This window comes from Klebsiella sp. RC2 (assembly GCF_014192815.1).
Lineage (GTDB): Bacteria > Pseudomonadota > Gammaproteobacteria > Enterobacterales > Enterobacteriaceae > Klebsiella > Klebsiella variicola.
This window is the reverse complement of sequence record NZ_JACHYL010000005.1, coordinates 406726-421320: the sequence shown is the minus strand read 5'-3', so window position 1 is coordinate 421320 and position 14595 is coordinate 406726. Positions and strand designations below refer to the sequence as shown.

At 60.3% G+C, this 14595-nt stretch carries 12 protein-coding genes; 6 read left to right on the top strand and 6 right to left on the bottom strand.

Annotation, left to right across the window (positions count from 1 at the left end; genetic code table 11):
• Positions 1 to 9 precede the first annotated feature (9 nt).
• Complete coding sequence (locus FHW76_RS18080) at positions 10 to 894, bottom strand: LysR family transcriptional regulator (protein ID WP_183476881.1); 885 nt, start codon at positions 892 to 894, stop codon at positions 10 to 12.
• 211 nt (positions 895 to 1105) lie between these two features.
• On the opposite strand from FHW76_RS18080, the gene FHW76_RS18075 reads away from it, so the two are divergent.
• Positions 1106 to 1678, top strand: a complete 573-nt coding sequence (locus tag FHW76_RS18075) for a flavin reductase family protein (protein WP_022065759.1) — start codon at positions 1106 to 1108, stop codon at positions 1676 to 1678.
• A gap of 19 nt (positions 1679 to 1697) precedes the next feature.
• Here the strand turns inward: FHW76_RS18075 and FHW76_RS18070 are convergent, their stop codons facing one another.
• Positions 1698 to 2051 carry a helix-turn-helix domain-containing protein gene (locus FHW76_RS18070; RefSeq protein ID WP_048268071.1) on the bottom strand — a complete coding sequence of 118 codons (354 nt, stop codon included), beginning with the start codon at positions 2049 to 2051 and terminating at the stop codon, positions 1698 to 1700.
• 333 nt (positions 2052 to 2384) lie between these two features.
• Here FHW76_RS18070 and oqxA point away from each other — a divergent pair, with 333 nt between their 5' ends.
• Positions 2385 to 3560 carry a multidrug efflux RND transporter periplasmic adaptor subunit OqxA gene (gene oqxA / locus FHW76_RS18065; protein ID WP_008806106.1) on the top strand — a complete coding sequence of 392 codons (1176 nt, stop codon included), beginning with the start codon at positions 2385 to 2387 and terminating at the stop codon, positions 3558 to 3560.
• A gap of 23 nt (positions 3561 to 3583) precedes the next feature.
• Positions 3584 to 6736 carry a multidrug efflux RND transporter permease subunit OqxB gene (gene oqxB / locus FHW76_RS18060; protein WP_023298090.1) on the top strand — a complete coding sequence of 1051 codons (3153 nt, stop codon included), beginning with the start codon at positions 3584 to 3586 and terminating at the stop codon, positions 6734 to 6736.
• Positions 6737 to 6802: 66 nt separating this feature from the next.
• Here oqxB and FHW76_RS18055 read toward each other — a convergent pair whose 3' ends face one another.
• The 4 genes from FHW76_RS18055 to FHW76_RS18040 form a co-directional block, all read right to left on the bottom strand.
• Positions 6803 to 7282 carry an Rrf2 family transcriptional regulator gene (locus tag FHW76_RS18055; RefSeq protein ID WP_032736298.1) on the bottom strand — a complete coding sequence of 160 codons (480 nt, stop codon included), beginning with the start codon at positions 7280 to 7282 and terminating at the stop codon, positions 6803 to 6805.
• A gap of 272 nt (positions 7283 to 7554) precedes the next feature.
• Positions 7555 to 7947 (bottom strand): DUF6379 domain-containing protein, encoded by a 393-nt coding sequence (locus FHW76_RS18050; protein WP_012967411.1) that lies wholly within the window; start codon positions 7945 to 7947, stop codon positions 7555 to 7557.
• Positions 7948 to 7958: 11 nt separating this feature from the next.
• The gene (locus tag FHW76_RS18045; RefSeq protein ID WP_117112519.1) at positions 7959 to 8972 is read right to left on the bottom strand and encodes a sugar phosphate isomerase/epimerase; all 1014 of its coding nucleotides are present in this window, start codon (positions 8970 to 8972) and stop codon (positions 7959 to 7961) included.
• A 20-nt stretch (positions 8973 to 8992) separates the two neighbouring features.
• Positions 8993 to 9766, bottom strand: a complete 774-nt coding sequence (locus tag FHW76_RS18040) for a TIM barrel protein (protein ID WP_012967409.1) — start codon at positions 9764 to 9766, stop codon at positions 8993 to 8995.
• 220 nt (positions 9767 to 9986) lie between these two features.
• On the opposite strand from FHW76_RS18040, the gene FHW76_RS18035 reads away from it, so the two are divergent.
• The 3 genes from FHW76_RS18035 (at position 9987) to FHW76_RS18025 (ending at position 14589) form a co-directional block, all read left to right on the top strand.
• Positions 9987 to 11444 (top strand): MFS transporter, encoded by a 1458-nt coding sequence (locus tag FHW76_RS18035; protein ID WP_023298093.1) that lies wholly within the window; start codon positions 9987 to 9989, stop codon positions 11442 to 11444.
• A gap of 128 nt (positions 11445 to 11572) precedes the next feature.
• Positions 11573 to 13072 carry a GMC oxidoreductase gene (locus tag FHW76_RS18030; RefSeq protein WP_183476879.1) on the top strand — a complete coding sequence of 500 codons (1500 nt, stop codon included), beginning with the start codon at positions 11573 to 11575 and terminating at the stop codon, positions 13070 to 13072.
• A 269-nt stretch (positions 13073 to 13341) separates the two neighbouring features.
• Positions 13342 to 14589: an MFS transporter gene (locus tag FHW76_RS18025; protein WP_012967406.1), complete on the top strand. Its 1248-nt coding sequence runs from the start codon at positions 13342 to 13344 to the stop codon at positions 14587 to 14589.
• The last annotated feature ends 6 nt before the right edge of the window (positions 14590 to 14595 follow it).

The window sequence follows — 14595 nt, the reverse complement described above, 5'->3', positions numbered from 1 at the left end:
ATACCTCCCTCAGACCAACTCGCTCATCCACTCAGCAAACGCCCGCACGGCGGGAGAGAGAAAGCGCTGGTGCGGATAGAGCAATGTGACGGGTACCGGGGGCAGTTGCCAGTCCGTCAGCACTTCCACCAGTCTCCCCTCCTGCAGGTGGCCAGCAACGATATTCTCCGCCAGCTGCGCCAGCCCGAAGCCCGCCAGGCACATTTTTATATAGAGCCCCGTTTCATTCACCGCGGCGTTGCCGCTGACGGGTACAGAAAAGGTCTCGCCGTGGCGAACAAAGCGGAACTCATCGGCCCGTCTCGCCTGGCCGGAAAAATAATGCACCGCCCGGTGCTTAGAGAGCGCCTCCGGTGACGACGGCACGCCATATTCCCTGAGATAGTCCGGCGACGCGCAGGTTACCCAGCGAAAGCGGCCCAGAGGGCGGGCCACCAGGCTGGAGTTGTTCAGCTCTCCCATGCGTATCACGCAGTCGACACCTTCCTGAATCAGATCGACCTGCCGATCGCTGACGCCGATCATCAGGTAGATATCGGGATAGCGCCGGTAAAAGTCCGGCAGATGCGGCATGACGATGAAATGCGCGATGCCCGCGGGCATATCAACCCGCAGGCGCCCCTGAGGCCGCGCGACAGACTCGCTCAGGCTGGATTCGCTATGTTCGATGAGGGCGAGAATTTCCCGGCACTGCGCCAGATACTGCAGCCCTTCCTGAGTGAGACTCACGCGCCTTGTGGTCCGGTTCAGCAGCCGCACCTTCAGGTATTGCTCAAGGTTTTTAATGGTACTGGTGACAGTGGAGGCAGGCAGGGAAAGGGTTTCCGCGGCGCGCACGAAGCTCCCTGCCTCCGCGACGCGCATAAACATCTGCATAGCCTGGATACGATCCACCTTCTTTCTCTCCTGAAGCAAGCAACTTACCGACAGACGGCATGATTATTCGTTAATTATGAATAATGAAAACAATTTACGCACCTTTTTGCGCTTAATAGCCTGGCGTATCGTTGCGCTATGGGTATCGCGTGAGGGGCCCAAAATGGCCATGCCCTCAATAAATATCCAGAGAATCATAACGTTAAATAACACGCATAAAGGAAAAACCATGTCCGTTCAGCCTGTCGAATTAAGTAAGGCCTATCGTTTATTGCAGGTCGGGTCCACCACCATGATTTCCGCAAAATATGATGGCGTCGAAAATGTCATGTCAGCCGCCTGGGTTGGGCTGGCAGGCGAGCGAAAAGTGGTGGCCTATATCGGCCCCCAGGCCTTCACTCGTCAGCTGGTGGAAAAGAGCGGCTATTTCGTGGTGCAGATCCCCGTAGTCAGCCAGATGGCAACCGTCCTTTACGCTGGCGGGCGCAGCTATGCCGACGCGCCGGATAAAAATGACTCCATCCCCTTCATTTATCAGCCGGGGTTCGACATCCCCCTCGTGGCAGGCTGCGCGGGCTGGCTGGTGTGCAAAGTGATGCCCTACCCGGACATTCAGCAACAGCACAATCTGTTTATGGGCGATATCGTCGCCGCCTGGAGCGATGATCGGGTATTCCGTAACGGACACTGGATTTTTGATGATGCGCCGGACGAGCTGCGGACCGTTCACTATGTCGCAGGCGGGCAGTTCTATGCTATCGGCAAAGGCAGCAAATTTGATCATGGACCGGGTCAGGACTGATCCTCCCCGGTCATGAAGATCACTGACGAGATGCCTGCCCTGCAGAGCGGCTGATACTCCGGCGCCAGACGCCGGGCGCCTGGCCATACTGGCGCTTGAAGCTGCGGTTGAAGGACTGCTGGGAGTCAAAGCCGAGGGCGATCGCCACGTTGAGGATCGGCTCGTTGCTGTGGGCTAAGCGTTCGACCGACTTTTGCAGCTTTTGCGCCCGAATATATTCTCCGAGGGGCTGCCCGGTATGTTCTTTGAAGATCCGCTGCAGGTGCCACTTCGAATAGCCGGATCGTCGGGCAACGGTGTCAATATCCAGACGGCTATCAAGATGGTTGTCGATCCAGTCGATCAGATCCTGAATGATGGCGCCAGTGTTCATCATGTTACCTCCGCGCAGCCGGTTAAAAGCATCTTTGTCAGTTGCATTTAAAGGTGGCCTGTTTTTACACAAAATGCAAGTTTTATTGTTACATTTAAATCCACGCCGGGATCGCGGTTTTTGTCTCCAGCCAGGACCGCACATAAAGTGCAACAATTATTCTTGCACTTAGTTAAGCGCCTTCCTACAATCGCCGCGATAGTGTATTCGAAATTGTTACAGTTTTGTGGCGATGATCGACACAAATGGCCTTAAGCCAGCCCGGACAAAGGAAGTGGCGCGGCCTCTCACGCTGCGTCTTGCCCGGCGGCTACAATTACCGGAATAAAAATAATGAGCCTGCAAAAAACCTGGGGAAACATTCACCTGACCGCGCTCGGCGCGATGATGCTCTCCTTTCTGCTCGTCGGCTGCGACGACAGCGTCGCGCAAAATGCCGCGCCTCCCGCCCCGACGGTCAGCGCCGCTAAGGTGCTGGTGAAGTCGATCAGTCAGTGGGATAGTTTTAACGGTCGCATTGAAGCGGTGGAGAGCGTTCAGCTTCGCCCTCGCGTCTCGGGATACATTGATAAAGTGAATTACACCGACGGTCAGGAGGTGAAAAAGGGCCAGGTGCTGTTCACGATAGATGACAGAACCTATCGCGCCGCGCTGGAGCAGGCGCAGGCGACGCTGGCGAGAGCCAAAACGCAGGCCAGCCTGGCGCAAAGTGAGGCGAACCGCACCGATAAATTAGTCCATACCAATCTTGTCTCCCGTGAAGAGTGGGAGCAGCGCCGGTCAGCCGCGGTTCAGGCGCAGGCTGATATTCGCGCCGCGCAGGCGGCGGTGGATGCCGCGCAGCTTAACCTCGACTTCACCAAAGTGACCGCCCCTATTGACGGCCGCGCCAGCCGGGCGCTGATCACCAGCGGTAACCTGGTCACCGCGGGCGACACCGCCAGCGTGCTCACCACCCTGGTCTCGCAGAAGACGGTATACGTTTACTTTGATGTCGACGAGTCAACCTACCTTCACTATCAAAACCTCGCCCGCCGTGGGCAAGGGGCGTCCAGCGATAATCAGGCGCTCCCGGTGGAGATTGGCCTGGTTGGCGAGGAGGGTTACCCCCATCAGGGCAAAGTGGATTTTCTCGATAATCAGTTAACGCCGAGTACCGGCACCATCCGCATGCGCGCGCTGCTGGATAACTCGCAGCGTCTGTTCACACCGGGGCTGTTTGCCCGCGTGCGTCTGCCGGGCAGCGCCGAGTTCAAAGCCACGCTGATCGACGACAAAGCGGTACTGACCGATCAGGACCGTAAATACGTTTATATCGTTGATAAAGATGGTAAAGCGCAGCGACGTGATATTACCCCGGGGCGTCTGGCAGACGGTTTACGCATCGTTCAGAAGGGGCTGAACCCTGGGGATAGCGTCATCGTCGACGGGTTACAAAAAGTATTTATGCCGGGTATGCCGGTGAATGCCAAAACCGTTGCCATGACCACCAGCGCCGCCCTCAACTGATCCCTAATCAGAGAATCCAACACATGGACTTTTCCCGCTTTTTTATCGACAGGCCGATTTTCGCCGCGGTGCTGTCGATTTTAATTTTTATCACCGGGTTAATCGCTATCCCGCTGCTGCCGGTGAGCGAATATCCGGACGTCGTCCCGCCGAGCGTCCAGGTGCGCGCGGAGTATCCCGGCGCCAACCCGAAAGTGATTGCCGAGACCGTGGCGACGCCGCTGGAGGAAGCGATCAACGGCGTTGAAAACATGATGTACATGAAATCGGTCGCTGGCTCCGACGGCGTGCTGGTCACCACCGTCACCTTCCGCCCGGGTACCGACCCGGATCAGGCGCAGGTTCAGGTGCAGAACCGGGTCGCGCAGGCGGAAGCGCGTCTGCCGGAGGATGTACGCCGTCTGGGCATCACCACCCAGAAACAGTCTCCGACGCTAACCCTGGTGGTGCATCTGTTTTCGCCAAACGGTAAGTACGACTCGCTGTATATGCGCAACTACGCCACGCTGAAAGTGAAGGATGAGCTGGCGCGCCTGCCCGGCGTCGGCCAGATCCAGATTTTTGGCTCCGGTGAATATGCGATGCGCGTCTGGCTGGATCCCAATAAGGTCGCGGCCCGCGGTCTGACAGCCTCGGATGTGGTGACGGCGATGCAGGAGCAAAACGTCCAGGTGTCTGCCGGACAGCTTGGTGCCGAGCCGCTGCCGCAGGAGAGCGATTTCCTGATCTCCATTAACGCCCAGGGCCGTCTGCATACCGAAGAAGAGTTTGGCAATATCATTCTGAAAACGGCGCAGGACGGCTCGCTGGTCCGCCTGCGCGACGTGGCGCGCATCGAGATGGGTTCCGGTAGCTATGCGCTGCGCTCCCAGCTCAACAATAAGGATGCGGTCGGGATCGGTATCTTCCAGTCGCCGGGGGCTAACGCCATCGATCTGTCGAACGCGGTACGCGCCAAAATGGCCGAGCTGGCCACCCGCTTCCCGGAAGATATGAAATGGGCGGCGCCGTACGACCCGACGGTTTTCGTGCGCGACTCCATCCGCGCGGTGGTGCAGACGCTGCTGGAAGCAGTGGTGCTGGTGGTGCTGGTGGTGATCCTGTTCCTGCAGACCTGGCGCGCGTCGATTATCCCACTGATCGCGGTGCCGGTATCGGTGGTAGGGACCTTCAGCATTCTCTATCTGCTGGGCTTCTCGCTGAATACCTTGAGCCTGTTCGGGCTGGTACTGGCTATCGGTATCGTGGTGGACGACGCCATCGTGGTGGTGGAGAACGTTGAGCGTAATATCGAAGAGGGGCTTGCGCCGCTTGCCGCGGCGCATCAGGCGATGCGAGAGGTCTCCGGGCCGATTATCGCCATTGCGCTGGTGCTGTGTGCGGTGTTCGTGCCGATGGCGTTTCTCTCCGGGGTCACCGGCCAGTTCTACAAACAGTTTGCGGTGACCATCGCCATCTCGACGGTGATCTCGGCCATCAACTCGCTGACGCTCTCCCCGGCGCTGGCGGCCCTGCTGTTAAAGCCGCACGGCGCGAAGAAAGACCTCCCTACCCGGCTGATCGATCGTCTGTTTGGCTGGATTTTCCGTCCGTTTAACCGCTTTTTCCTGCGCAGCTCGAACGGCTATCAGGGACTGGTGAGCAAAACCCTCGGACGCCGTGGCGCGGTGTTTGTGGTGTATTTGCTGCTGCTCTGCGCCGCTGGGGTGATGTTTAAAGTCGTCCCCGGCGGGTTTATTCCCACCCAGGATAAGCTGTATCTCATTGGCGGCGTGAAGATGCCGGAAGGTTCGTCGCTGGCGCGCACCGATGCGGTGATCCGCAAAATGAGCGAGATCGGGATGAATACCGAAGGGGTCGATTATGCGGTCGCTTTCCCGGGGCTTAATGCGCTGCAGTTCACCAACACGCCGAATACCGGGACGGTCTTTTTTGGCCTGAAACCGTTCGACCAGCGCAAACACACGGCGGCGGAAATTAACGCGGAGATCAACGCCAAAATCGCGCAAATCCAGCAGGGCTTTGGCTTCTCCATCCTGCCGCCGCCGATTTTAGGACTGGGTCAGGGTTCCGGCTACTCCCTGTACATCCAGGATCGCGGTGGGCTGGGCTATGGCGCGCTGCAAAGCGCGGTGAATGCGATGTCCGGGGCGATTATGCAGACGCCGGGGATGCACTTCCCGATCTCGACTTACCAGGCTAACGTGCCGCAGCTGGACGTGCAGGTCGATCGCGATAAGGCGAAAGCGCAGGGGGTGTCGCTAACCGATCTGTTCGGCACGCTGCAGACCTATCTCGGCTCGTCTTATGTCAATGACTTTAACCAGTTCGGGCGTACCTGGCGCGTGATGGCCCAGGCCGATGGGCCATTCCGCGAGAGCGTGGAAGATATTGCTAATCTGCGCACCCGCAATAATCAGGGCGAAATGGTGCCGATCGGCAGTATGGTGAATATCAGTACCACCTACGGGCCGGATCCGGTGATCCGCTACAACGGTTATCCAGCGGCGGACCTGATTGGCGATGCCGATCCGCGGATCCTCTCTTCTTCGCAGGCGATGACGCATCTGGAGGAGCTGTCGAAGCAGATCCTGCCGAATGGGATGAATATTGAGTGGACGGATCTGAGCTTCCAGCAGGCCACCCAGGGCAACACGGCGCTGATCGTCTTCCCGGTGGCGGTGCTGCTGGCGTTCCTCGTGCTGGCCGCACTGTATGAAAGCTGGACCCTGCCGCTGGCGGTGATCCTTATCGTACCGATGACGATGCTCTCCGCGCTGTTTGGCGTCTGGCTGACCGGGGGCGATAACAACGTCTTCGTGCAGGTGGGTCTGGTGGTCCTGATGGGCCTGGCCTGTAAAAACGCCATTCTGATCGTCGAGTTTGCCCGCGAACTGGAGATCCAGGGGAAAGGCATCATGGAAGCGGCGCTGGAGGCATGCCGCCTGCGTCTGCGCCCGATCGTGATGACCTCCATCGCTTTTATCGCCGGGACCATTCCGCTGATCCTCGGCCATGGCGCGGGGGCGGAAGTCCGCGGTGTCACCGGGATCACGGTGTTCTCCGGGATGCTGGGCGTAACGCTGTTCGGTCTGTTCCTGACGCCGGTGTTTTACGTGACGCTGCGGAAACTGGTGACCCGCAGGAAGCCGGTCCAGGAGGATCTGCCCGCCTAGCCTGCAGCAGATAACAAAAAACCGCCTTCACAATGAAGGCGGTTTTTTTTCGTCATCAGATAGGAATTAAAGCGCTTTCTTAAAGCGGGCGATCATTTCCGGCACCGGATCGCAGCCGCTGGTATCGGCGTTTTTGACCGCCTCCAGCGCGCTGGCCACGGTGTGACGAGCAAGGACGTTTAGCGAAGCCTGCTCTGCTTCATCGGCAATCGATTTGAAGTACCAACAGGCGTTGGCGCTGACCACGCAGCGAGCCGGAACTTCAGGACGCGACGCCCACAGCTTTTTATCTTCAATAACCGAAAGATAGATATCACGCAGGGTGATCTTGTCCGCCGGGCGGCCAAGATGAATAGAGCCGTTGCGGCCAAGCGTGGAGACGATGATGCCGTCACGAGTAAGCGGAACCATTAGTTTACGGATAAAGCTCGGGTTCGCTTCCAGGCCGTAGGCCAGAATCGCACTCGTCGAACGTTCACCCATCTGCTCCGCCATTGCTACGCTGAGAACCATCTGCAAAGCTGTCGGGAAGCGGTAATCTAACATGGTATTGTCCTGGGTTGCGGTGAATCTTGTTCTTTTTGGCACCGCAGAGGTGAATAATCAATGAACAACAATATAACAAATACGGGAATTTTTTTGAAGCAATCTGCGGTTAGCCTGCGAAGTAAATTTTCTGATTTCGTCGGCAAAGGCAGGCTGAGAAAACGCGCCCTTCCGTACCGGTTTTCCTGAACGGCAATCGCCTCACCGCTCCCCAGTGGCTGCCCCGTGTTATAGAAATCCGCTGCCATAACGGCAGCGGATCCTGCGGGGTGTTAGGCCGTTAATTCCAGCTCGGTTTCAAAGGTGGTCACCGGCACAAACGGCAGGTAAGAGATCCGCAGCCTCTCGGCCACCTTCAGGCGATGCCATCCGGCCGGCAGGCCGCCTGGTTTGAGTACGGTGATGGTGGCCTTTTCGCCGAAGTTCCACCGGTCATCGTAGACGCTCTCCAGCTCGTCGAGCGTCCACTCCCGGCCGCGCAGCGCCAGGCGGATCGCCTGCCGTGGGATAGCTTCGCCGTTGAGGGTCACGGCGATATCTTCCACCATCGACAGCCCCAGGCCACGGTAGTAAGGCAGACGAGCCAAAAAGCGCACGCCGATAATTTCCCCGTCGCGGGTGACGTTGTCGAACCCTTCACGGCAGATAATATGCTGATCAAACATGATAATGCTCCTTACTGGCCCAGCAGCGCCGGGGGTGGGGTTTCATCTAACAGGCGGCAGAACATCAGCTGCTGGCGGCGGACCTGCTCCAGGCTGTCCACCTCCTGCGCGTCTTCCACCCAGCGGTTACCTTCGTACTCGGAGCACACATATCCCTCATAGCCACCCTTCTGCAGCACGCGGAAGATCTCATCGTAGGGAATCGACCACTCGGTTATCTCGTCGGTCATCTCATAGAATTTGGCATGGATGTTGTGGATCCGCGGCATAAAATCGAGCATCCGCTTCGGCTCGAACGCCGCGTTGTGGCGCAGGGTTTCCGCCATCGCCAACTGCGGGCCCGGCCCCCATTTTTGCATCACATCCAGGATCACGTATTCGCTGAGCGTCCGGTCTTCATAGGCTTTCTCGATAAAGTCCGCCGCCGCCTGGGGACAACCATTACGAATAAAGCGTTCTTTCCACACCCGCGGGAAGCGGGCTAAAAACATCCCCATATCCGGCAGGAAACCCAGCGCCCGGGTATTGGCTTTTTCATAAGCTTCGGCATGGCGAATAATCCACGGATGATCGAAATGCAGCGGGGCGTGCACTTCCAGCAGAATCGTGATCCCTTTGTCTTCCGCATAAGGCGCCGCCGCCACCAGCACCTCCGGCGCCACGGAAACCAGGGAGCGGATATAGCGCATGCCCAGCCGGGCGGCAAAGTCGATGTCGTTTTGTACGCTGCGCACCTGCTCGTCAAACGGCATCGGCCGGTCTTTATATCGCTTATAGTCGAGCATAAAGTCATGGCATACCGGCACCGTATCATGGCGCTGCATCAGGCGATGCCAGTCGGCGATCGCCGCCTCCGGCATGCCGCATTCGGGCCAGCCGGCGAAGGTCTGTTCGCCGACGACTTCAATGCCGCGGGCGCCGAACGCCGCGCAGTGACCGATCGCCTGATCGAGTGACATTTTGCCGAGGTAGGTCTCATTCTGAAAACTATACAGGCTGACGCCGCGTTTTATTTTCTGAGTCATAAAAGTACCAGGTAAGTTGTTTAACAGGATAAGCCGGTCGCTTCGCGGGCGCGAGCCACCGAGGCCGCTGCGGGCAGCGACGGTTTATACTCCAGACCAATGGCCCCGTTGTAGCCCAGCCGTTGCAGCCTGGCGATCAGCGCTGGCCACTCGCCGCTGCGCGGATCCGGTTCGTTGCGATCCGGCGCCTGGGCTATCTGCACGTGCCCCACCCGATGCATTCTGCCGCCGAGCACCTCCTCCATCTCCTCTTCCATTACCATCGAGTGATAGACATCAAACAGCAGCTGCAGCCGTGGGCTGTCGACCGCCTCGATAATATCCAGCGCCAGCCGGGTATCGTTTAAGAACATCCCCGGATGATCGATGCGGGTGTTGAGCGGCTCCAGCAGCAGAGTGACCCCGGCGGCTTCCGCCAGCGTCGCTGCCTGACGCAGGATGTGGACCGCCTGCGCCCGCTGCTCGGCAATATCGACCCCTTCACGACTGAAGCCGGAGGCTACCACCAGCGGTGGCGACCCCAGCTGACGTGACACCGCCAGGCTGTCGCTCACTGCCGCCAGAAACTGCTCATGCTCCGCCGGATCCACCAGGCTGCGCCGGGGCTCCACCACGAAGCTCGACAGCGTCACGCCCGTCTCCTCCAGCGCCTGCGCCAGCGCTGCCAGCGGTTTATCGCGCCAGAGGTGAAACTCAACGTGGCTGAATCCCTGCGCTTTCGCCGCCCGGACCCGATCGCTGAAATCGGGATACTCTTCACGAAACAGCCATTCAATACATGCGGACAAATACATCCGACCCCCTTCTCTACTTGCCAGATCAAAACAAACAAAATTAGAATAAGAATTCTTATTCTGTTTCGGAGCGGCAGTGTGACGCCTTCCCCTCTGGCTTATCGGTCAACGGCAGGATCTGACGCGGCATAACCAGAATGAGTGCTCTAATTCTAATCTCTGATTGCTATAAATTGTCAATATTATTTAACAAGTATTTAACTAAATCTGAAGGTACATCATGCTCAATAACGCTTCGGCGGCCACAGTTCAGGCGCCTCCCTACACCAGCGAACGGCAGCGCACGCTGGCCACGCTGGTGGTTTCGATAGCGCTGGTGCTGGAGATCATCGACGTTTCAATCATCAATGTCGCCATCCCGGTGGTACAGCGCGACCTGCTCGCCAGCCCGCGGCAAATCGAATGGGTGGTCACCGGCTACCTGTTCTTTTTCTCCATTCTGCTGCTTACCGGCGGCCGTCTCGGCGATCTGTATGGCTACCGGCGGATGTTCATTAGCGGCCTGCTGGCGTTTGGCGCCGCGTCGGCCGGTTGCGGGCTGGCCACCAGCCCGGAAATGCTGGTCGCGATGCGTATTGTGCAGGGGGCCAGCGGGGCGATGATGGGCCCGCAAATCCTCTCCCTGATGCAGGTTCTGTATCGCCCGCACGAGCGTTTTCGGGTGATGAGTATTTTCGGCCTGCTCGGCGGCGCCGCCGGGATCCTCGGCCCGGTACTTGGCGGGATCATCATCGAAAGCAATCTTTTCGGCCTCAGCTGGCGGCCGATCTTTTTGATCAACGTGCCGGTGATCGCCATCGCCGTCGCTCTGGCGTGGCGGGTGCTCCCGGCGGTGCGCAGCCCGGAGGCGAAAGGCATCGATCCGCTGGGAACCCTGCTGGCGGTGGTGGGCGGCGGCGCGCTGCTGCTCACCCTGATCGAAGGCCCCGCCCTGCGCTGGCCGGCCTGGATGGTGCTGCCGCCGCTGCTGTCGGTCATCACGGTGTCACTCCTCTGGCGCCATCTGCTGGGACGCGAACGCCGGGGCGGCACGCTGTTGTTGCCGCCAGCCGTACTGCGCGACCGCTTTTTTCGCGCCGGGATTATCATCACCCTGCTCTATCAGCTGACCACCGCCTCGCTGCTGCTGGCCACCGCGCTGGTGCTGCAGAGCGGACTGGGCTTCAGCCCGTTCCACACTGCCCTGATGCATATCCCCTTCGCGCTTGGGGCGATGTTTTCCATCGCCGTCGCTGGACGCCGGCTGTCACTTCGTCTTGGGCGCAACGTGACGCTGGTTGGGGTGGCGGTACAGATGAGCGGCCTACTGCTGATGGGCTACGGGATCGCCGCAGCGCCGGGGACGCTGCCGCTGACCGCGCTGGGTCTTGGGTTCGGCCTGTGCGGCTGTGGGATGGGGCTTATCTCCGCCCCGCTGCCGGCCTTTGCTATGGCGGCGATACCGGTGGCCCACGCCGGCGCGGCGTCGGGATTATTTCGCACCGGCCAGCAGTTTGGCGCCGCCCTCGGCATGGCGACCCTCGGCGGATTCTATCTGGCGCAAAGCGCCTCCGCACCGGAGGCCTGGCGCGGGGCCTTTATCACCCTGCTGACCCTTGGCGCCCTGATCCTGCTGGCGATTGCCGCCCTCAGCCGCCTGCTGCCCGCCTCAGTGCTTCCCCCGGCGGGTAAGCCATGACCTATCGCGTCCGGCAATGGCTGCTATCATGAGGAACCATTTATCAGGACGCACCAGGCTGTAGTACCTATTTTCTGTACACCTGCAACGGGCATACGCCCGGAGAACAATAAAAGGTAAGAACTGATATGGATGAAAACATCGATGTACTGATTATTGGCAGCGGCCCGGTGGGCGCCGCCTTTGCCCGCCGAATTGCCGATCGCAGCGCCGCGCGGATCCTGGTGGTGGAGGCTGGCGAAGCGCTGACCCCCGCGACCGGCGTCAATATCCGTAACCTGGCGCCTGAGCAGCGGGAAGCGGCGTACGCCAGCGCCCGGGCGTTTCCGCTGGCCGCCCTGCCGGAGAGCCTGCCGGCAGACGCTCTGCAGGCGCGGCCGGGCACCCACCTCCTCGACCCGGCGTCGCCCCACAGCGGCATGCCGGCTGCAGCGCTCTCCACTAACCTCGGCGGCATGGGCGTCCACTGGACCTGCGCCTGTCCGCGGCCGGGCGGCAGCGAAGTCATTCCTTTTCTCGATCCCCGAGAGATGGCTGACGCCTGGGAATCGGCAGAGCATTATCTGCAGGTGACCCGCGAAGGATTTCCGGCCACCGCCATCGGCCGGCAAATCGTCGATGCCCTTAACCAGCACTTCGCCAGCGACCGTCCCCCGGCGCGGCTGGCGCAGCCTATGCCGCTGGCCTGCGCCGCGACGCCGGAGGGCAAACCGCGCTGGTCCGGCGTCGACGCGGTGCTCGGCGAGCTGGCGGAGGAAGAGACCCGCCGCCAGCGCGGGGTGGAGATCCGCACCGCCACCCTGTGCACCCGGATCCTCAGCGAGAACGGCGTCGCCCGCGGAGCGGAGATGCGCGATCTGCGCAGCGGTGAACAGTACGTGGTGACGGCCAAAGCGGTGGTGGTCGCCGCCGATGCGCTGCGCACCCCACAACTGCTGTACGCCTCAGGCATCCGCCCGCGGGCGCTGGGCCGCTGGCTCAACGATCAGCCACAGGTGATCGCCCTGATTGAAATGGACGCCCCGCCTGCCGTCGCCGCGCAGGCCAACCCGGTGCGCGACGGACGGGACAATGTCTCCGGCGTCACCTGGCTGCCGTTTCATGAGCCCGATTTCCCGTTCCACGGTCAGCTGATGCAGATGGATACCTCACCGATCGCCTTTACCCAGCCGCCGGGGAGCCCGACGAAGCCGGTGGTCGGTCTGGGGCTGTTTCTCGCTAAGGAGCTACGCGAGGAGGATCGGATCGTCTTCAGTGATAACACCGACGCCGTAGGGCTGCCGAAAATGCAACTGAACTATCAGTTAACCGACGGCGATCGCCGCCGGTTACAGCAGGCGGTGGCGGTGACCGAACGCGTCGGCGTCGCGCTGGGCCGCGTGGCGCCCGGTGGAGAAGCCATTATCCTGCCGGCAGGCACCTCGCTGCACTACCAGGGAACCTGTCGCCTGGGAGAAGCAAACGACGGCAGCAGCGTGGCCGATCGTCACTCGCGGGTCTGGGATTTTCACAATCTGTACGTCGGCGGCAACGGCGTGATCCCCACCTCAACCGCCTGCAACCCGACGCTGACCAGCGTCGCCCTGGCGATCCTTGCCGCGGATGATATCGTGGCGCGGCTGCTGTAGCGCCTCTGGCTTACCGGGGTAAAAGCGGCCCTGGTTCCCCGCGAAAGGCGACATCGGTCGCCTTTTTTATTGCCGCAAAACCACAACAACTCAATGGTATTTTTGTTTGTGATGGATCACATACGTAATCACAATTTTTCCCCGCGCCGTTCCTGCTCCTACTCTTAAATCCGCGGCGATTCCCGCCGCCACCTGTATCCCTGACCTGCATACTAAAAAACCGCGCCACCGCCGACGACAGGCGACCCGCGCGATAAAAGGAGAACGTCGTGAGCCATAGCCTGAATCCGCCCCACGCGCCGCAAGCCGGCGCGATCCAGGGCATCATCATCGCCCTGACCGCCTTTCTACCCATCCTGGCGATCGTTTCCCTGGCGCCGGCGGTCCCGACGCTGATCCAGCACTTCGCCGGCGTGCCTTATGTCGAAACCCTGGTACCGCTGATGCTCACCGCGCCCGGTCTGGTGATCGCCATCGCCGGGCCCTGCACCGGCTGGCTGGCGGATAAATTTGGCCGCCGTAAACTGCTGCTCAGCGCCACGCTGCTGTATGGCATCTGCGGCACAATGCCGCTCTACATCACCTCCCTGACCGGCATCTTTTGCAGCCGCCTCGGCGTCGGACTGGCGGAGGCGGTAGTGCTGACCATCGCTAACACCATGCTGATCGATTACTTTGACGACAAACAGCGCCGCTTCTGGCTGACGGTGCAGGGGGTAATTGGCCCGGCGCTGGCGGTGCTGGTGCTGGCCAGCTCCGGCTATCTGACCGCCCTGCGCTGGAACGGCGCCTTTATGATCTACTTTGTCGCCATCCTGTTGTTCCTGGCGATGTACTTCTGGATGTTCGAACCGGCTCAGGCGGCCCGTCCGCAGCACGCTGCCCAGGCGGCGCAGCATAATCAGTTTCCGTGGCCGCGAGTGATCACCCTCAGCGTGCTGACGTTTGTCTGCGCCATCATTTATTACGTGTACACCATCAATGGCGCCAACGCCTTTCATACTCTGCAAAATGCCACTCCGCAGCGTATCGGCCTGATTATGTCGCTGGTCAGCCTCGCCGTACCTGTCGGTTCGCTGCTGTTCGGTCTGGTCTCCCGCCGCTATACGCCGGAGCGCGTGCTCGCCATCATGCTCTGCCTGATGGGGATCGGGATGCTGGTGGTGGGCGAATCGCGGACGGTGATCGCCATGGGGATCGGCTCCGCCATCCAGCAGCTGGGGGCCGGAATGGCGATTAACGCGATGATTTACTGGGTAGGGTCGCTGATTCCGCCCGCCTACTGCGGCCGGGCGATGGGCGCCTGGTCCGGGGCCTTCTTCGCGGGCATGTTCGTCAGCCCGATTATTGTCGGCGCGATCCGCCTTCGGGCCGGGAACGATGTGCTGAGCGCCTTCCTGACGCTCGGCATCGCGGCGCTGGTTCTGGCCGCCGCGATATTTCTTTATACCTTCTCCCGTCATAGCCAGCGCCTGCGTCAGCATAAGCAGGCCAGCGCCTGGCAGTTAGCGAAGTAAGATCCC